Source organism: Tessaracoccus coleopterorum, assembly GCF_011174705.1.
Lineage (GTDB): Bacteria > Actinomycetota > Actinomycetes > Propionibacteriales > Propionibacteriaceae > Arachnia > Arachnia coleopterorum.
Genome location: NZ_JAANIJ010000001.1, coordinates 1,975,193 through 1,992,810, shown reverse-complemented (window position 1 = coordinate 1,992,810; position 17,618 = coordinate 1,975,193). Strand labels below are relative to the sequence as shown.

Annotated in this window: 23 protein-coding genes and 2 pseudogenes; 11 read left to right on the top strand and 14 right to left on the bottom strand. The window is 68.9% G+C overall.

Annotated elements, in window-relative coordinates:
• Nucleotides 1-39: 39 nt before the first annotated feature.
• From G7085_RS12835 to G7085_RS12820, 4 genes are all read left to right on the top strand, one after another.
• Nucleotides 40-201: a hypothetical protein gene (locus G7085_RS12835; protein ID WP_197511252.1), complete on the top strand. Its 162-nt coding sequence runs from the start codon at nucleotides 40-42 to the stop codon at nucleotides 199-201.
• On the top strand, nucleotides 183-359 hold the full coding sequence (locus G7085_RS12830) for a hypothetical protein (protein WP_197511251.1): 177 nt from the start codon (nucleotides 183-185) through the stop codon (nucleotides 357-359). Before G7085_RS12835 ends, G7085_RS12830 begins: the two co-directional genes overlap by 19 nt.
• Before the next feature lie 155 nt (nucleotides 360-514).
• A complete protein-coding gene (locus G7085_RS12825; protein ID WP_197511250.1) occupies nucleotides 515-712 on the top strand; it encodes a hypothetical protein in 198 nt (65 codons plus the stop codon).
• Nucleotides 713-747: 35 nt separating this feature from the next.
• Nucleotides 748-954, top strand: a complete 207-nt coding sequence (locus tag G7085_RS12820) for a hypothetical protein (protein ID WP_197511249.1) — start codon at nucleotides 748-750, stop codon at nucleotides 952-954.
• Nucleotides 955-1,921: 967 nt separating this feature from the next.
• On the opposite strand, the gene G7085_RS12815 is transcribed toward G7085_RS12820, so the two are convergent.
• The 3 genes from G7085_RS12815 to G7085_RS12805 form a co-directional block, all read right to left on the bottom strand.
• Nucleotides 1,922-2,392, bottom strand: coding sequence for a GNAT family N-acetyltransferase (locus tag G7085_RS12815; RefSeq protein ID WP_331715988.1), 471 nt, complete (start codon nucleotides 2,390-2,392; stop codon nucleotides 1,922-1,924).
• A gap of 85 nt (nucleotides 2,393-2,477) precedes the next feature.
• On the bottom strand, nucleotides 2,478-2,930 hold the full coding sequence (locus G7085_RS12810) for a hypothetical protein (RefSeq protein WP_197511247.1): 453 nt from the start codon (nucleotides 2,928-2,930) through the stop codon (nucleotides 2,478-2,480).
• A 934-nt stretch (nucleotides 2,931-3,864) separates the two neighbouring features.
• Nucleotides 3,865-4,374 (bottom strand): hypothetical protein, encoded by a 510-nt coding sequence (locus G7085_RS12805; RefSeq protein ID WP_197511246.1) that lies wholly within the window; start codon nucleotides 4,372-4,374, stop codon nucleotides 3,865-3,867.
• Between the two features lie 176 nt (nucleotides 4,375-4,550).
• On the opposite strand from G7085_RS12805, the gene G7085_RS12800 reads away from it, so the two are divergent.
• Nucleotides 4,551-4,748, top strand: a complete 198-nt coding sequence (locus tag G7085_RS12800) for a hypothetical protein (protein WP_197511245.1) — start codon at nucleotides 4,551-4,553, stop codon at nucleotides 4,746-4,748.
• Nucleotides 4,749-4,863: 115 nt separating this feature from the next.
• On the opposite strand, the gene G7085_RS12795 is transcribed toward G7085_RS12800, so the two are convergent.
• Together G7085_RS12795 and G7085_RS12790 are read right to left on the bottom strand one after the other, a co-directional pair.
• Complete coding sequence (locus G7085_RS12795) at nucleotides 4,864-5,355, bottom strand: DUF456 domain-containing protein (protein ID WP_197511244.1); 492 nt, start codon at nucleotides 5,353-5,355, stop codon at nucleotides 4,864-4,866.
• Between the two features lie 40 nt (nucleotides 5,356-5,395).
• Nucleotides 5,396-6,835, bottom strand: a complete 1,440-nt coding sequence (locus G7085_RS12790) for an XRE family transcriptional regulator (protein ID WP_197511243.1) — start codon at nucleotides 6,833-6,835, stop codon at nucleotides 5,396-5,398.
• Nucleotides 6,836-7,028: 193 nt separating this feature from the next.
• Between G7085_RS12790 and G7085_RS34960 the strand changes: the two are divergent.
• The 4 genes and pseudogenes from G7085_RS34960 (at nucleotide 7,029) to G7085_RS32650 (ending at nucleotide 10,010) form a co-directional block, all read left to right on the top strand.
• A pseudogene (locus tag G7085_RS34960) lies at nucleotides 7,029-8,773 on the top strand (phosphoenolpyruvate carboxykinase (GTP)).
• A 47-nt stretch (nucleotides 8,774-8,820) separates the two neighbouring features.
• Nucleotides 8,821-9,084, top strand: a pseudogene (locus G7085_RS34955) (hypothetical protein); the annotation flags it as partial.
• Between the two features lie 9 nt (nucleotides 9,085-9,093).
• A complete protein-coding gene (locus tag G7085_RS32655) occupies nucleotides 9,094-9,774 on the top strand; it encodes an MraY family glycosyltransferase (RefSeq protein WP_331715987.1) in 681 nt (226 codons plus the stop codon).
• Entirely contained in the window at nucleotides 9,750-10,010 is a 261-nt protein-coding gene (locus G7085_RS32650) for an MraY family glycosyltransferase (protein ID WP_331715648.1), read from the top strand. Before G7085_RS32655 ends, G7085_RS32650 begins: the two co-directional genes overlap by 25 nt.
• Nucleotides 10,011-10,052: 42 nt before the next feature.
• Here the strand turns inward: G7085_RS32650 and G7085_RS12775 are convergent, their stop codons facing one another.
• Nucleotides 10,053-10,634: a DUF1989 domain-containing protein gene (locus G7085_RS12775; RefSeq protein ID WP_197511242.1), complete on the bottom strand. Its 582-nt coding sequence runs from the start codon at nucleotides 10,632-10,634 to the stop codon at nucleotides 10,053-10,055.
• A gap of 205 nt (nucleotides 10,635-10,839) precedes the next feature.
• On the opposite strand from G7085_RS12775, the gene G7085_RS12770 reads away from it, so the two are divergent.
• Together G7085_RS12770 and G7085_RS12765 are read left to right on the top strand one after the other, a co-directional pair.
• Entirely contained in the window at nucleotides 10,840-11,247 is a 408-nt protein-coding gene (locus tag G7085_RS12770; RefSeq protein ID WP_197511241.1) for a VOC family protein, read from the top strand.
• Between the two features lie 76 nt (nucleotides 11,248-11,323).
• Nucleotides 11,324-12,352: a DUF222 domain-containing protein gene (locus G7085_RS12765; protein WP_197511240.1), complete on the top strand. Its 1,029-nt coding sequence runs from the start codon at nucleotides 11,324-11,326 to the stop codon at nucleotides 12,350-12,352.
• A 338-nt stretch (nucleotides 12,353-12,690) separates the two neighbouring features.
• Here the strand turns inward: G7085_RS12765 and G7085_RS12760 are convergent, their stop codons facing one another.
• The 8 genes from G7085_RS12760 to G7085_RS12725 form a co-directional block, all read right to left on the bottom strand.
• Nucleotides 12,691-13,557 carry a lactonase family protein gene (locus tag G7085_RS12760; RefSeq protein ID WP_197511239.1) on the bottom strand — a complete coding sequence of 289 codons (867 nt, stop codon included), beginning with the start codon at nucleotides 13,555-13,557 and terminating at the stop codon, nucleotides 12,691-12,693.
• A gap of 228 nt (nucleotides 13,558-13,785) precedes the next feature.
• On the bottom strand, nucleotides 13,786-15,258 hold the full coding sequence (locus tag G7085_RS32645; RefSeq protein WP_197511238.1) for a TerD family protein: 1,473 nt from the start codon (nucleotides 15,256-15,258) through the stop codon (nucleotides 13,786-13,788).
• Between the two features lie 61 nt (nucleotides 15,259-15,319).
• A complete protein-coding gene (locus G7085_RS12750; protein ID WP_197511237.1) occupies nucleotides 15,320-15,640 on the bottom strand; it encodes a hypothetical protein in 321 nt (106 codons plus the stop codon).
• Nucleotides 15,637-16,062, bottom strand: a complete 426-nt coding sequence (locus G7085_RS12745; protein ID WP_197511236.1) for a hypothetical protein — start codon at nucleotides 16,060-16,062, stop codon at nucleotides 15,637-15,639. The genes G7085_RS12750 and G7085_RS12745 overlap by 4 nt, the downstream gene beginning before the upstream one ends.
• A gap of 380 nt (nucleotides 16,063-16,442) precedes the next feature.
• Nucleotides 16,443-16,670 (bottom strand): hypothetical protein, encoded by a 228-nt coding sequence (locus G7085_RS12740; protein WP_197511235.1) that lies wholly within the window; start codon nucleotides 16,668-16,670, stop codon nucleotides 16,443-16,445.
• Nucleotides 16,652-16,903 carry a hypothetical protein gene (locus G7085_RS12735; RefSeq protein WP_197511234.1) on the bottom strand — a complete coding sequence of 84 codons (252 nt, stop codon included), beginning with the start codon at nucleotides 16,901-16,903 and terminating at the stop codon, nucleotides 16,652-16,654. Before G7085_RS12735 ends, G7085_RS12740 begins: the two co-directional genes overlap by 19 nt.
• A 43-nt stretch (nucleotides 16,904-16,946) precedes the next feature.
• Complete coding sequence (locus G7085_RS12730; RefSeq protein ID WP_197511233.1) at nucleotides 16,947-17,111, bottom strand: hypothetical protein; 165 nt, start codon at nucleotides 17,109-17,111, stop codon at nucleotides 16,947-16,949.
• Nucleotides 17,105-17,584 carry a GAP1-N2 domain-containing protein gene (locus G7085_RS12725; protein WP_197511232.1) on the bottom strand — a complete coding sequence of 160 codons (480 nt, stop codon included), beginning with the start codon at nucleotides 17,582-17,584 and terminating at the stop codon, nucleotides 17,105-17,107. The genes G7085_RS12730 and G7085_RS12725 overlap by 7 nt, the downstream gene beginning before the upstream one ends.
• Between the last annotated feature and the right edge of the window lie 34 nt (nucleotides 17,585-17,618).

Below are 17,618 nucleotides of genomic sequence, written 5' to 3'. Positions count from 1 at the left end.
GATCATCGTCGGGCTGCTGCTGCCCTCTACCTGGCCCCGTTGGGTTCCCGCGACCTCGAGGAGAGGGCATCCACCGACGAGGACTCGCTCACCGCTTCCGACCACGAGGTGCTCGCCATCCAGGACGTCAGGGAGAACCTCATCCTCATGCTGGCCACCGCCGGGGCGGAGCCTGCTGGTGGATGCTGCCGGCTGCCCTGAAGAACCCGCTGTTCAGCATCCTGGTGTTCCTGCTGGCCATGGTGTTCGCGTCACTGGCCTCGATCCGCGAGGCCACCTTCGGGAGGGCGGCGATGCACGCGCTGCGGTCGCATCGCTCCCACCGTGGGCTCACCCGGCTCCTGCAGTCCCTCGGGTAACGGAAACCACCGACCGCGACCACCTGGAGGCAGACCTGGCGCGCGCCCGCCGTCGGGAGCGGTGGTTCATCCTCGCCCTGGTCGCCCTCCCTCCGCTGGTTCTCTGGCTGGCGGGCGACAGTCTCAGCTTCGGCACCCTGACGCTGGACTCGGCGGTGATCAGCATCATCGTGGCGCCCTACCTGATCTGGCGCTCGACCGGCACCATCCGCACCCGCATCCGCCGGGCCAAGATGGACGGGGCAAGGGGTGGGGGCTGGAACCGGCACCCCTTGTGGGTTGGTTCCGGAACCGTCTTCGTTCCGGTGATGCCAGGAAACCCGCAGCAGGCGATCATCGTCCCGGTTTCCTGATCAGTTCGGCGCTGGCTGTCATCGTCGACGTCGTGGTGCTGGCCGTCGTCTTCGACCTCACCCGCGCAGCAGCGGAGAGCCTCGTCCCGGCTCTGATAGTCGTGGGCGCAGTCGCAGTGGTGCTGGTGCTTCTACTTGCCGTCCTGCCCCGCCACAGCCGCACCCACCGCCTCCTGGTCATCGACGCCGCCCTGCGTGCCCGACGCCGCACGCTCGCGGGAACCGGTTCTGCCACTGGCTGAAGTAGATCGATGCCGCTATCCGTCGGGCGGGTCGCTGGGCACAGCAGTCGATTGAGCCGCCCGGCGACGAGGAACGAGTCGCCCAGCGTGTCGAAATCACCCCAACCCGGTGCAGAAACCCGACCACCGCAGGCCCGCGCGGCAGACAAGCCAGCGGTGCATAAGGAACTCGACCACAGCAGTCGATTGAGCCGCCCAGCGACGAGGAACGAGTCGCCCAGCGTGTCAAAATCACCCCAACCCGGTGCAGAAACCCGACCACCGCGGACGACAGTGTCGGGACTGAGTCCCCGGATGTCGACGGGAGTGGTTTCGACACGGCCAGCGGGCTCCTCCGTCGCCGCAGCCCGGCTCAACCGACTACCTCCCCAGGGTCCCCAACGCCCCACCCGCCGCAATCGCCCCAGCCGAGACCCACCACAACCACAGCAATCGACCGAGCCCAGAATCACCGCCGCGGCAAGCCAGCCAGCCATACACAAGGGAGCCCGACCACAGCAGTCGACTGAGCCTCCAGTGTCGCCGCCGCGGCAGGCAAGCCAGCAGACGCAGAGCCCGACCACAGCAGTCGATTGAGCCGCCCGGCGACGAGGAACGAGTCGCCCAGCGTGTCGAAATCACCCCCGACATGGTGCAGAAACCCGACCACCGCGAGCGTGCTCGGCAGACAAGCCAGCGGTACATCAGGGAGCCCGACCACAGCAGTCGATTGAGCCGCCCGGCGACGAGGAACGAGTCGCCCAGCGTGTCGAAATCACCCCCAACCCGGTGCAGAAACCCGACCACCGCAGGCCCGCTCGGCAGACAAGCCAGCGGTACATCAGGGAGCCCGACCACAGCAGTCGATTGAGCCGCCCGGCGACGAGGAACGAGTCGCCCAGCGTGTCGAAATCACCCCAACCCGGTGCAGAAACCCGACCACCGCAGGCCCGCTCGGCAGACAACCCAGCAGACGCAGGGCTCGAGATCACAGGTCCTTGACCAGTGCCTCCGAACTCTCCGTCGCAGTCCGCTCGACGCCGGCGTCATCCCGGTAGGTGTAGGTGCACGTGTCGACGGTGCCGGTCGGTCGGTAGCCCAGTCGCAGGTAGAGCGACCTTGCGGCTGGGTTATCTGCATCAACCGCGAGCACCATCCGCCCCAGGCCACGCCTCCTGGCCAGGGTCTCGGCGGCGGCGATCAGCGCGCTGCCGATGTCGCGCCCGCGCCATGTCTCCCGCACCTGGAGATGGTTGACCTCTACGGCGCCCGGGAGCGCGGCCCGTGCCCGCTCGCCCACGCAGCCTGTCCACTGGAGCATGCCCACCCCGACGGGCTCGTCACCTTCCCGGGCGACCAGGAAGGCAGCCTCTCCGGAGACCTGCCTCCTGAGGTGCCCTCCCAGACACCTGGGCTCGGCCAAACCTGGCTCAGGAGTTCGAGGTCGGCGCCGACACACTGACGGATTTCCATGGCCCTCAGCCAACCACACTCACGCCATCATCGATTCTCGGGCACCAACGGCCGCTCGGCGGCCTGACGAGTTACTGGTTGGGCGATGCCGTCGGCTCTGCCGGAGGCTCTGCTGCGCGTTCCCGCCCGCGTCGGTGTCGCGGTCCGTGGATGGCTGCAAGTACGCCACCTCCCGCCAGCAGCGCGGCGAACAGAAACGCGGTGGAGCTTCTACCTGAGCCCGACAGCGCCGCGAGCGGGCTGTTCAGCAGTACCGGTGGCGCAAGTTGCACGATGGCCAGGAGCGACTGGAAGCGGGCCAGCTGGCCTGCCGGAGCTGCCTGCAGCACCATCGGCGCAACGTGGGTGGTGAACAACGCGGTGCCTGCTCCAGTCAGCAGTAACAGGGCAACGGCCATCGGGAAGGGCAGCGGAAGGGCTAGCGCTGCCAAAGCCAGGCAGACCACGGCCGGGCCGCCAACCAGCGCGCGCTGACACCTCGCCAGCGTCCCGAAGTAGGAGACCAGCAGCGTGACAGCCAGCATGCCCACAGCCCAACCGATATCGAGCAGCCCGGCCTGAGCGGCACTCCAGCCGTTGGCGCGCGCCAGGCTCGGCAGGACGACTGCGACGGTGGGGAGAACGGCCGCACAGACCAGTGCGACCGCTGCCAGCAGCGGCAGCAGGCCGAGCGCCCGGGCAGACCTGACCCCGGCCGCGAGGGCCCCCAGATCCCGGCGCGTTGCGACTCCCGCGGTTCCTGCCGAGACCCACTCGGGACGCGGATCATGAACAGCACCACCAACCCGAGGGCCACCACTGCAGCGTTGGCCGCGGTCACGAGGAAGAGAGGCATGGACGCGGCGGCCGCTCCGCCGACCCCAACGCCGAGGATCCTGGCGATCTGTTGGCTGCCAGAGATCCGTGCCAGGGCCCGCGGCAGTTGACGCTCGTGGCTGATCAGCAGCCTGGGAAGCACAACCGCCGAGGGCTGCTGAAAGGCGGAGATTACGCCGGTGGCACCGGCAGCCACGCCGAGGAAGACCACCCCGGTGCTGCAGTCGAAACGACGCTCAACACCACCAGGATGGCCAGTTGGAGCGAGTTGGCGATGATCAGAAACCGGCGCGGACCAAACCTGTCCCCAGCGCTCCGCCCACCAGGAGCAAGAGGATCCGGGCAGGACCGCGAGGGTGCTCGTCAGCGCCACGGCGGTCGGTCCATGGCCCGTCGCCGTCCAGATCAGGGCGAACGCCAACATGGAGTCACCGGCCGCAGCCAGCGTCGAAGCCGCCCACCACGCATGGAACCGCCGTGGAAGCGGAGGACACTTTTCAGGAATCGACATGCCCGTCAGGTTGGGGGTTGAAGCCACCTGAAGGTCAAGGTCGCATGGGCATCACGAGGCAGGTGAGATCGTCTGACAGCGGCGACAGCACACGCACGGGCGTCTGGTCATCGACCACCTCGAGCAACACCTCAGCCCCATGACAGAGCGTGATGGGGCGGCGAGGAGAGCGGCCTGAAACATGACGCAGATCCGCCCTGGTTCTCCACCTTCGGAGGCCCAGCCCTCGATTGTGCGCCCTCGTCTCCAACGATGGCGACGCGGTCATCGTCCAGCATGAGATGCACCCTGCCCGTCTGGGAGCGCAGGAAGCCCGCCAGCGGGCCCTGCGGGAATCCAACCGTCCGGACCGCCGAGGGCTGAGTTGAGAGCAGCCTGCCGAGATCGGGCACGCCACGTTCGATCCGGTCGGCCCGCGCCAGAACGCGGCCCTTGCCCTCCGATAGGCAGAGCCCATCCCCCGTGAACTCAACCCTCACCTCTCCACGTCTGGCGCAGTGAACGGCGATATTGTTCGCCGCGGAAAGCTGCGTCATCGCCCTGGCGGTGCCTTCCGAACTGCTCGTGCGCAGGGTTCTGAATGCCAGCCAGTAGCGATCGGTGGCGCTCAACTCGAGCAGCCCGTCGTGCAGCTCCCACACCACCCCGAAACCTCGTCCGCTGCGCCGACTGTCGCCGATCCGACCTGCGCGATGACAGATGCAAGGGCCGCTCCGCGGCATACCGCGTGGGCGGGTTGAGGTTGCTGAATGGCCCCAGCGATGGCATCTCGAAGGACCGACAGCTCCGCTTGACGGTTCTCGGAGTCTGATCTGTGGTGGCTGATCAACTCATCGACCAGCGCCAGCGCGTCACCTGCTGGGGCCTGCAGCAGATCGCGCATCAGCGGCAGAGGGACGCCGGCGGCCCGCATTTTGCCGATCAGAACACCGGTCTCGATCTGGGCAGGGTCGTAGAAGCGGTACCCGTTGGCTGGGTCGACATCGGCGGGTATCAGCACCCCTCAGCTGCGTAGTACCGCAGCGCGCTTCCGGGAATGCCAACCGCGCGTCCGAAAGTGCTGATCGTCAGGAGCCGCTCGTGGCTCATCTGCGCGTCCGTAGCCCACCGGCCATGTCGGCTGCCCTGGCTCACCAGGCGGTGGCGATGCTCACGGCGAGGACGCCGACGGCCACCATCGCGCAGCCGAGCTCGATCAGGATGCCGAGCCCGAGCGCCTTGATCGTCGCCCAGCTCGTGGTCAGCGCCTTGCGCAGGTCACGCACCCGGAACCACTCCGCGGCCAGCAGCCCGACGGCGAATCCGATGGGCAGGCCGAAGCCGGGAAGCACGAACATGCCCACCACGCCGAGCGCCAGCCCGAAGACGATCGGCCACTTCGGCACCTCGTGCCTCTGCAGCGACCGGCCCGTGAGCAGCCAACTGCTGGTGGCACCGATGATCAGGAGCACAGCGATCACGCCGAAGCCGACCCAGCCCCAACCCGAGGCACCCCAGATTGCCCAGACGAGCGCGCCGGCGCCCACCGTGATGCTGCCCGGGAGTACGGGGAACACGATGCCGGCGAGGCCGACGAGGGCAAGGGCTCCAGCCACGATGGCGGCGATGATCTCAGGGGTCACGCCCACCAGCGTACGGGCCGGCCCAGCCCGTCAGGCTGATTCAGGCGCGATCAGTCGCGCGCGTGGTCTTCCAGGAACTCGTAGAGTTCACGGTCGTCCACACCGGGGTAGGTGCCCTGCGGCAGCGGCGCGAACAGGTGGGTGCTGACCCGGGGCGAGGCCCACGCCTGCCCTTCCACCGCTCGGTCAGCCCGTCCTCGGGCCTGCGGCAGCAGCGCACGTCGGGGCAGGTCGACACCTCGCGGTCCTGCGACTCGCGCCCCCGGAACCACTTCGACGCCGCGTAGGGGACGCCGAGGGTGATCGAGAACTCCGCCGTGGCACCGGTGCCGGTCTGCGTCGACTCGAAGAAGGTGCCGGCCGGGGTGTCCGTGTACTGGTAGTGCTCGCTGGTGCGCGTGGACCGGGCGAAGGCCTTCCGGGCACTCCAGTGGCGGCACACCACCTCACCCTCGGTCGAGCCCGTGGCGTCCTGCGGCAGCGGGAGGCCGTCGTTCTCGTAGGCGCCGACGACGGAACCGTCGCCGTCGACCCGCAGGTAGTGGAGCGTGATCCCGAGGTGCTGCGTGGCCAGGTTGGTGAACCGGAGCGCCGCGCTCTCGTGGGTGACGCCGAACGTGTCACGGAAGTCCTCGATCGCGATGTTGCGGTCGCGCTTCGCCCGCTCGAGAAAGTCCACGGAGGCGGCGCGCGGCATCAGGCACGCGGCGGCGAAGTAGCTGGCCTCGAGGCGTTGGCGGAGGAAGTCGGCGTAATCGACGGGGGCCTCATGCTCGAGGACGCGGTTGGCCACCGCCTGCAGGGCAAGGGACCGCAGCCCGTGGCCGCCGGGGATCGACGCGGGCGGGATGTAGATCCGGCCGTGCTCGAGGTCGACCACTGCGCGCGCCGAGTGGGGAAGGCCGTCGGTGTGGACGATGGTCAGCCCGACCCGGCTGGCCATCTCCGCAACGGTGCGGTGGGTGAGCGCTCCGGAGGTGTGCCGCACGGCCTTGGTGACCTGCTCTGCGATCAGTTCGATCTCAGGAAGGTAGTTGTTCCGCTCGCGCATGTGGCTGCGTCGTTGAGTGTTGGCGCGCCGGGCCTGCTCCGGGGTGGCGATCGCCATCCGGGCGCGGCGGTCGAGCTCGCGGTGCAGGCCGACGATCGTCTTCAGCACCTGGTCGGACATGGCCCGACTCGGTCGCAGGTTGGGCAGCCCCAACTCCTTGTAGGCGGGCGCGGCCTGGGCCTTCTCCAGCTCGATCTCCAGCGCGGCCCTGGGCGACGGAGGCTCCGCCGCCAGGAGATCGGAAGCGGAGACCTTCACCGCCGAGGCGATCGCCTCGAGCAGCGAGAGGCGGGGTTCGCGGTGCCCGTTCTCCACCATGGACAGCTGGCTGGGCGCGGTTCCTGTGATCTCCCCCAGTTCTTCAAGGGTGAGACCAGCCCTGGTGCGGAAATGCCGGATTCGACGTCCGAGCGTGGATAGATCGGCCATGGAGTTCACGATACGTGAAGACTTGCCATATTTCACACCCTTTGGACCACATGCCCGACCGGCTTCCTTACCTATGGTGAATGCAAGAGCTCATCCCGCAACGAAGCGCACACCACCAGGTTGGAGAAACTCATGACCGCCACCGCCACGATCGTCCGCCCCTCCCCGGCAATGCCGACTCCAGCGTCGTCGAATGGGTGGAGTCCATCGCCCAGCTCACCCAGCCCGACCGCATCGTCTGGTGCGACGGATCCCCGAGGAGCGCCAGCGCCTGCTCGACGAGTCCGTCGCAGCGGGCACGCTGATCAGGCTGAACCCGGAGAAGCGCCCGAACAGCTACCTGGCCCGCTCCAACCCGAGCGACGTTGCCCGGGTGGAGTCGCGCACCTTCATCTGCTCCGAGAACGAGGACGACGCCGGCCCCACCAACAACTGGACCGCCCCGGCGAAATGCGCGAGACCCTCAACGGACTGTTCCTCGGCTGCATGCGCGGCCGCACCATGTACGTCGTGCCGTTCTCGATGGGCCCGGTCGGCAGCCCGCTCGCCCGACTCGGCGTCCAGGTGACCGACTCCCCTACGTCGTGATCAGCACCGGCATCATGACCCGGATGGGGGCCGACGCACTCGCCCAGATCGGCCCGCACACGCAGTGGGTGCCCGCCGTCCACACCGTGGGGGCTCCGCTGCGGCCCGGTGACGTCGACGTCGCGTGGCCGTGCAACGACACCAAGTACATCGTCCACTACCCGGAGACCCGCGAGATCTGGTCGTACGGCTCGGCGTATGGCGGCAACGCGATCCTGGCCAAGAAGGGCTTCGCCCTGCGGATCGCCTCGAAGATCGGCGGTGAGGAGGGCTGGCTCGCCGCCCACATGCTGCTGCTCAAGGCGACGAACCCTGAGGGTCGCTCCTTCCATGTGGCGGCCGGGTTCCCCAGCGCCTGCGGCAAGACCAACTTCGCCATGCTGCGCCCGTCCATCCCGGTTGGAAGGTCGAGACCATCGGCGACGACATCGCCTGGCTTGCGCAGGGCGAGGACGGCCGCCTGCGCGCGATCAACCCCGAGGCCGGCTTCTTCGGCGTGGCCCCCGGCACGGGGTACTCCACCAATCCGACGGCGATCGCCGCGATCCAGGCGGACACCGTCTTCACCAACGTCGCGCTGACCGACGACGGCGACGTCTGGTGGGAGGGCCTGACCGACGAGGCGCCCGCCCACCTGACCGACTGGCTCGGCAACGACTGGACCCCGACTCGGAGACCCCGGCCGCGCACCCCAACTCGCGGTTCACCGTCGCAGCGCACCTCTGCCCCTCGATCGCCGACACCTGGGACGACCCGGCCGGCGTGCCGATCGACGCGATCATCTTCGGTGGCCGCCGCGCCACCAACGTGCCGCTCGTGGCTCAGGCCAGGGACTGGGAGCACGGCGTCTATCTGGGGGCCACGCTGGCCTCCGAGCGGACCGCCGCCGCCGAGGGCACGCTCGGCGAGCTGCGTCGCGACCCGTTCGCGATGCTGCCGTTCTCCGGCATCCACATGGCCGACCACTGGCAGGACTGGCTCAACGTCGGCGAGCGGCTCGGAGCCGACGCACCGCAGATCTTCCAGGTGAACTGGTTCCGTCGCGGCGAGGACGGTCGCTTCCTGTGGCCGGGCTTCTCGGAGAACTCCCGCGCGCTGGCATGGATCACCGAACGCATCGAGGGACGCGCCGACGCGGCCGAGACCCCGTTCGGGCTCGTTCCCGTCGACGGCTCGATCGACTACCCGGCGGCAGGGGTGAGCGACGAGGACTGGGAGGCCCTGTTCGCGATCGACTCCGCCGCCGTCAACGCCGAGGCCGACGACACCGACGTCTTCCTCGCACGGATCGGCTCGAAGGTCCCCGCGGCCGTGCTGAAGCAGCACGCGGAGTTCCGCTCGCGACTCTGAGGCGATGCGGCGCTGACAAGCGCGTCTCCCTGAGTGGCCTGACCCTGATGGAGGGGCCGGAGTCGGCGGCGGTTGCGCTGCCGCTCCGGAGACGAAACGATGACCCCGGGTGGTGGACCTCGGATCACCGCGTCGCCGACACGAAGGGTCCCCGCATGATTGCTCTGATTCTCGCGAGTGGATTGGGGGTCATCCTCTCCCTGTTGGGTACGCGCTGGGCTGTCACCTGGTTCGCCAGGATCGGGTTCGGCCAACCGATCCGGGTCGATGGCCCCGCATCACACCAGGTCAAGCGCGGGACGCCGACGATGGGTGGGTTGGTGGTCATCCTCGCTTCAGTCGTCGCCTACCTGACGGCAACCTTCGCGGCGGGCAACGGGCCCAGCGCGAGCGGTTGGCTGGCGCTCCTCCTCTTGGTCGGTTGCGGTGCCGTCGGCTTCCTCGACGACTACATCAAGGTCGTGACGCAGGACAACCGAGGGTTGAGCGGCTGGAGGAAGATCGCGGGGCAGGCGGCCGTCGCCCTGGTCTTCGGGGTGCTCGCGACGCAGTTCTTCGCGGATCCGGACGGCGTCCGGCCCGCTTCCCTGCACCTCTCCACGACGGAGGACGTCTGGATCAGGCTGCCCCTGGTCGTCGTCCTGCTGGTCATCTGGTTCATGATCACCGCGACCTCGAACGCCACCAACATCATCGACGGCGCCGATGGCCTCCTACCCGGCACCGCCGCCATGGTCTTCGGCGGCTACGCGCTGATCAACCTGTGGCAGAGCAACCAACGTTGCGGTTCCTCCAGGCCGTCGCTGGTTCCGGAGCACTGCTACCCGGTCCGCGATCCGCTCGACCTCGCCATCATCTGCGCGGCGGTCGCCGCGGCCTGCATCGGGTTCCTCTGGTGGAACGTGCAGCCGGCCAGGATCATCATGGGCGACGTCGGTTCCCTGGCGCTGGGGGCCTCCTCGCGGGCATCGCCATCATGTCGCGCACCGAACTCCTCCTGATCGTGCTCGGCGGGGTGTTCGTGATGGACACGATGACGGTTCTCATCCAGACCACCTTCTTCAAGCTGAGCAGGAAGCTGACCGGAACGGGGAAGCGGATCTTCCCGTTCACCCCTATCCACCACCACTTCGAGACCATCTGGGGTGAGGCGGCCATGGTGATCCGGGTCTGGATCCTCTGCGGGGTGTGTGTGCTCGCGGGGCTGGCCATCTTCTACGCTGCCTGGGCGGGCTGAGCGCTCGCCGACTCAGGCGCAGCCCCCGAACGCTCCGAGGGCTCAACCGCCGATCGTGACCGTGATGGGAGTACAGCGACCGCTGTTGCAGTCGCTCTCGGAGACGCTGCAGGCCGCGATGACGAGGCGTAGATCCTCGAGCACCTCCAGGACGATCGAGTCACCGGGCCGGGAGACCGGAGCCTTGACCTTGATGCCGCCGTCCGTGGTGATCTCGGTGAACATGAACAGATTCACCGGGGTGATGCTGGGCTGCGGCTGGGACAGGTGCCCGTTGATGTTGTCGAGGCAACTCGGATGGCCTTCACCGTTGGAGTAGAAGAACTCGTACATCTCCGGCCTGCAACACGGATGCAGCAGGTCATGCTCACCCACATCGTCGGAGAGCACCCGGAGGAGAGGCCGGTAGCGATTGGAGTAGATCGTGTCGCCCACTCGCAGCCGCAGAGACTCGTTGCAGTCGATGGTCACCCCAGGGGAGATGAACTCACCCGGGTGGCCCTGTACCTCGGCATAGAAATCGGCCACCTGTCCACCATCGGTGTCGGTGACGGTGACGACCTGTCCTCTCGTGACGTCGAACGCCCTGCCGGTTCGTGCCTCGACGATGAACTCCTCAGTCATGCTTCCTCACTGACTCGATGGGTGTCGGTTCAAGTATCACGGAGATGTACCCACGTCGGGAACGACATGGGTGTAATTATCCCAGGTGTGCACAACCCTGTGGATAACTTGTGGACGCGGCGTGGATATCTCCCACGGGGTTCCGTGCGGGCCGTCCCGTGCCTAGGCTTGCCCGGTCCCCACCAGGCGACCGTCAGGAGCAGCCATGCCCGTCACCATGAATCCCTACCTCAACTTCGCAGGCAACACCCGCGAGGCGATGGAGTTCTACCACTCGATCTTCGGCGGCGACCTCACCGTCGACACCTTCTCATCCTTCGGCGTCACCGACATGCCTGCCGACGGCGTCATGCACGCGGCCCTTGTCACAAGCGACTTCACGCTCATGGCGTCGGACGCGATGCCCGGCGCGGAGGCCACCTGGGGCGGCACCCGCAACTACATCTGCCTCGGCGGAACCAACGCCGAGCAGCTCACTGGATGGTTCGAGAAGCTCGCTGACGGCGGCAACATCGGCATGCCGCTGGAGCCCCAGAGCTGGGGAGCGACCTTCGGTCTCTGCATGGATCGCTACGGCATCGAGTGGATGGTCAACATCTATCCGGCCGGCTGATGCCTGTGTGAAACTCGTTTCCCACAGGGCTGTTGACAAGTGCAGAACTGTCAGAGGCTTGCCGGATAGTAGGTGTATGGATGGCTATGCGGAACGCGACGGACGGGCGGCCGGCGACCGGCTGCTCGCCGGCGACCGCCTTCGCCGCCGCGGCGAGGCTGAGGTCATTGATTCCCTGTGTGATCTGGCCACCATCTACCGGCTCGACGAGGACGAACTCAACGAGGCCCTCGTCGAGCGCCGCATCCGCCTCGGCGCCGCCGGCACCCCCACCGTCTCCGAATACCTCAGCCTCGAGGTAGCAGGGCTGCTCGGCTGCACGGCCACCGCGGCGGCAAGCCGCCTCGCAGACGCCCTTAACCTCAAGTACCGCCACCCCCGCCTCTACCAGGCCGTCCAGGAGATGGACATCGACGCAGGCCGCGCCCTCAAGGCAGCGGCCCGCTGCACCGGGCTCCACCCGATCCACACCGACGCCGTCACCACCGCCTGGCTCGCCCGGCAGAAGGGTAAAGGCTGGACGGCCGCCTTCAACGCCCTCGACAAGCTGATCACCGAATCGGACGTCGAGCTGGCAGCCGAGAAGGAGCGCAGAGCCCGCCAAGACCGCGGTGTCCACGCCTGGGGCGCGCAGGACGGCGTGATGAACCTCACCGGCAGGCTCGACATCACCGACGCCCGACTCGTCGACGACCGACTCTCCCTGTTCGCCGACCTGATCGAGCCCGAGTTCCCAGCCCTCACCCATTCCCAACGCAGAGCCAAGGCCATGGGCGTCCTCACCGACCCCCACTACGCCGTCGCCCTCCTCGAGGCCGCCGGACAACCCGAACTACCCGGCACCACCGCCTGCCACTGCGGCTGCCACCACGCCAATACGGACACGGACACACCGCCCTGCACCACCCGGCCAGCCGAAGACACCCCGGTGCCCACCGACATCACCCTCGACCAGCCAGCCGATCCCCAGGCAGGACTGTGCCCTCACCCACCAGGCACCGGCCCACCCTCCACCTGGCCGTACACATCCACACCGACGCGACAGGCGAAACCACCGGCGTCGCACGCGTCGAACGGGCCGGGCACATCACCACCGCTCTGCTGACCGAGCTGATCGGTGATATTCCCGGCCTCAAGGTCAGGGTTCAGCCCGTGATCGACCTACCCACCATGGCGCCGGCAGACGCCTACGCGCCGACCAGGGTGATGCGCCGGGCCACGATCATGGCGTTCCCCATGAACCGTTCCCGTTCTCGATCCTGAGCTCAGAGGGCCTGGACCTCGACCACACCACCGCCTACCAACCCGGACAACCCGGGCAGACCGGCATCGGGAACCTCGCACCCCTGTCACGCCGCGTCCACCGCGCAAAAACCGCGGGCTGGTGGATCCTCGACCAACCAACCCCGGCCAACTCACCTGGACCAGCCCACTCGGCTACCGCTACGACGTCACACCCTTCGGCACCCGCCGACTGGAGCACGAGGAATCAGAGGAAACGCACCCAGTTGGGGCCCTTTCCGGTCTCGACCCGGTGGAGCTCGACGAGCGTCCCGTCCTCGAAGCGGTACAGCCCGGCGTGGCCTGACAACTCCCCACCACGACGACGTGCCTACCGTCGGGAGCGACCGTGATGCCGCGGGGCTGCGCCTCGACCTTCGAGAGCACGACGTGCTCGGTCAGCCGCCCATCCGCGTCCAGCCTGACGGCAGCGACGGTCGACTCGGAGCGTTCGCTGCAGAGCAGCCACCGCTCATCGTCGGCGAAGGCGAGGTCGGCGGCCCAGATCAGGTGGCCGGCCCGCGGGTCCTTGCCGTATCCGCTGTCATGCAGGCCCGATGCGGTGTCGTAGGCGCGGACGTCCTCGGCGAGGTGCAGCCGGCCGCCCTCGCTGCGGTCGAAGCGCATCACCTGGGCGGTGAACTCGTTGAGGAGGTAGGCGTTGCGTCCGTTGCCCGACACCACGAGGTGACGCGGACCCGAACCGGGCGTGACCTTCACCGCGGGCTCCGAGAGCTCGACCAACTCACCGTCGACGGCCAGCGCGAACTGGGCAACGACATCGTCGCCGAGCGCGGGGAAGTAGGCGTTGCCGCCGTGCGCGTCGGGCACCGCGGCGTGCACGTTGCGGTGCCGGAACCTGGAGACCTCCGACCCGATCACCCCATCGGTGACGCTCCAGCTCGCGCCCCACCCTCCGTGGTACGACGCACCGAGCAGGGCGTGCGGGGTGAGGGCGAGGTAGGCGAGGGTGTCGCTGACCGCCATCCGGGTGAGCTCGGTGAGGCCGCCCGATTCGCGGTCGAGCACGAGCGTCACGATCGCGGGGTGGGTTCCTTCACCGCGCAGTAGACGAGGCCACGGGCCGCATCGATCGCGAAGGTGCTGCAACCGACCCCGACCTCGGCGACGGCCACCCGATCAGTCGTTCGCCCTCGAGCCGCAGCGTCGAGAGGGTTCCGCCCTTGTCGTTGCCTACCAGGAGAAGTTCGCCAGCCATGGGCTCATCCTATGGCCGGGGCCACGCCTGCGCCGGGCTCAGCCGGTCTTGGCCCCGTAGTTGCGCACCAGCGCGGCGGGCCCGCCCGGATAGCGGCTGCCGGTCACCTTCGCGCTCCACCGGCTGCCCGTGCGGTCGAGCGTCCACAACGTGACGCAGGCCGCCTCAAGCTGGGCCTGGTTGGCGTGCTGGTAGATGAACCGGGTCTCTCCCGTGGCAAGGTCCATCACCCGGGTGCGTAGGGTGCCGATCTGCCCCACGAGCGCGCCGGGCGTCATGGCTGTCATCGCGATGATCACGCGGGTCACCTCCTCGGGCATGGCACCGAAGTCGAGCAGGATCTGCGCCCGGTCGGCACCCGGGTTGGGGCCGCTCGCCACGAAGGTCAGGAACGCGCACCGGTCCGGGGTGGTGCGCCGCTGCCGGTAGACGAAGTGCTGCTCGGTCGGCACCGAGTAGCCCGACGCGTCACCCTTCAGGATCAGCGCGCACATGTCGATGTCGATGGCGATGTTGGTCCAGGTCGCCCCGATCAGCACCCGCTGCATCGGCTGCTGCTGACCATTCACCAGTGGGACGCTCGCCCCTGCAACAGCTTCTCCGGTGCCATCACCGCGCCCCAGCTTCTTCGCGAGACCCGCCTGCAACACATCTAGCACGCGGAACGGGACGATGCCGCCGCGCCCGACCGTCGACGCGTTCGGTTCGGATCCGAGCGCCGAGGTGGCGAACAGTCGGTAGGGGATCTGCGCATCGCCCGCCGCGGTCAGCAGCATCGTCGCACCCAGCAGTTGGAGCAGCCCTCTGAGCTCCTGCTGCAGCAGTTCACCGTCCTGCCAGTTGTAGAACGGGCTCACCATCGAGGGGTCCCGCTGCAGCGTTGAACCGGGCCGGTTGAAGATCGACTGCCACGGCGATGCCGACAGCTCCCGCATCCGCTGGAGCACGTCGAACTTGCTGAGCACGATGCCGAGCACCTGGTCGGGCCCGCCCTCCTGACGGTGGGCGTTGCGGGCGTCGAGCACCGCGCGCACCACCTCCAGGTCGTGGCCCGAGCCGTGCGGCACGGTGACCACCCCTTCGAGCACCGCGGCGACGCCGTGCACCTTCAGCGGGTCGACCATGGCGACGATGAGGTCGGCGAACCCGAGATAGCGGAACTGCCCGTCGGAGGGCGCCAGGGCCTCGAAGTCCTCACCCGCGGCGTCGATGATCGACAGACACACCGGTTGGTCGCCATACCGGAAGCTCCAGAGCAGCGGCTCGAGCCGCTCGTCACGCACAGGAGGAGTGGGCGGCAGCAGGTTGCGCTGCTCAAACAGCGGCCGCCGGTACTTCGTCTCGAACCGGTCCTGCGTCCCACCGAGCGGTGTGAGGAAGCTCTGGTGCCGCTCGCCGAGGAAGTACTCGAACTGGTCCATCATCACGCCGATCAGCACCGACTTGCCCGCGGTCCTGGCACCGGTGATGGCGATCGCGAGCTGCGTCGATGTGAGCCACTCGACGGGCACATCGAACCGGCAGCTCGGGCACGAGCCGCTCGCGGCGATCGGCTGGTAACAGCGGGGCACATCATGCGACGTACTCCGAGAAGAAGGCATCGGCGAGCGCCGGGGCCTGGGCCACCGCCGCGGCCAGGTCGGTCGTCGCGACGAGGCGCACGGTGGGAAGGGCGGCGAGCTCGTCGAGCGCCGCGAGCTCCTCGTCCCAGAACTCCAGGGGACGGTCGGAGGCGAGCAGCCCGTACCGCGACCGGCCGACGGCCACCACCAGCATCGGCGTGCCCGACCCGGCGGCGAACCTGGTCAGCTCGCGGTAGTCGACAGGCACCCCGTCGAGCAGCAGCACGACGCTGTCAGAGGTCTCCGCGGCGCGTTCGACGGCGCGGGTCACGCGGGCCACGGTGCGGGATCGTGCCCGAGCGCCCCATCCCAGTCGACGGCGTCGGCATCCAGCGACCCGACGGCGTCGCGCACCGGCTCGGTCGCGATCAGGAGCGACCCGGGCAGTGCGCCGAACCCGGTGGCGGCGATCCCGATCACCGACTCCATGAAACGCCCGACATCGGCGCGGCGGTCCTCCACGAGGATCGAGGCCGACGCGTCCAGTACCACCGACCAGGACCGGCTCGAGGTGGTCGGCTCCTGATGGTTGACGTGGTAGGCGTAGGCGCCGCCCCGGAGCCAACCCCGCGCCCAGGTACCCTCGTCGCTGCGTCGCCCGTCGGCGAACACGTCGGTCAGCACGCCGTCGGCGCCGAGCCGCACGAGGACGGCGTTGTGGTGCCCGCCCACGTCCGCGGCGGGCCGGACCACCTCGCCTCCCGCGCCGCCGGGGCTGCGGAACGACAGGCCGATCCTGGTGCCGGGCGCGAAGGGCTGCCCGGTGCCGGTCCGGGCCCGATCAGCAGCTCGGCGCCTGTGACCACGACGACCTCGTCGGCCGACACCCGGAACTGGGGCTGCACCACCTGGCCGTCGGGCCGGGTGAGGAGCAGTTCCGCGGGGCGGACGCGCTGAGCCTGATCGATACGGCCCCGGCCGGCGCCTTCGCGCTCCCGCCCGAAGCCAGCTGGACGATTCCTGCCATCAGAGATCCTCTCCCACGATTTCCTGCCCCGCGAGCACGGCCCGCACGTCGTCCGCCGCCTGGCAGACCTCGCGCGATCGCCCCACAAGCTGGAGCTGTTCGCCCATCACCAGCGCCTCGACGTCGACGCCGACCCTCTGGAGCGTCGCCGCCGCGATGAGGGCCTTCTGGAGCGCGGTGGGCCGCCGCGCCCTCGGTTGCGGCGCCGCCTCTCCATGGTCGTCCTCGACACCCCGTAGATGTCGTCGACGACGGGCCCCCGACCCACCTCCCGTGCCAGCGACGCGATGTCCTCCCAGCGCAGCAGGTCAGGGTTCAGCGCCGCGAGCAGCACCCGGATCGGTTCCTCGCGGGCCAGCTCCTGGGCCCGGGCGTCAGGAGCCACGCCGCCTGCAGAAACAGCAGTTCGTCGGCGGGGAGCAGTTGGTACCGCTCGGCCAGGTAACGCTCGTGCAGCTCGTCGCGCTTCCCGAACACCGCAGCGGCGGTGGCCGGATCCGCGAAGACGAGATCGACGGCGAGGTCGGTCACGGTGGACGCCGGGAACCGGTGCCCGGTGGGAAGCACCCACTCACCGTGGTGCGGGCGCGCTCCGGATCGAGGTCCCACGTCACATCCAGCGGTGGCAGCCCGCGCAGGGTGGCAGGGTCGGGGGGCTGGTGACGGCGGCCAGCACCGGCACGGTGCCCAGCGCGTCGGTGACGGTGGAGGGATCCTCACCGATCCTGATCCGCACCATGCCCGCGAGCTTCGAGTACAGCAGCCAGCTCAGCACCGACGCCCAGCGCGCCGCCTCCTGGCTGGTGGGGCCACCAGCAGCACCCGCTGTTGGTCGAGCAGCAGGGAGAACGCGACGTCGACGATCCACCGGATCCGCGCGGTGCGCTGCGGGTCGGCGCGCAGCCACCCGGCGGTGTCCTCCCACCCTCCGGGCGGGGCGAGAGCGGTCGGGGGCGTCGCCGTCGCCACCTGGCGGGGGCCGTAGGGAGCGACCCACCCGTCGGCGAAGAACCAGTCGACCGGCCGCGCCTGCGGCACGGCGGGGATCAGCGCGCAGTGCGACACGACATTGCCGGGGCGGCCTGTGTGGTCGGTGCCCGCCTCGATGCTGCGGCACGCGGCGTACGCGTCTCCCGAGGGGTCGAGGCGGAAGCGGACGGGGCGGGCCGCGAGCTGCTCCGACGACGGGAACTGCGGCAGCCCCGACGTCATGGACACGCTGGTGAGCCGCAGCAGCGCTTCGCCCACCTCGGGGTCAGGTCGGGGTGGCCTTGAGCACGCC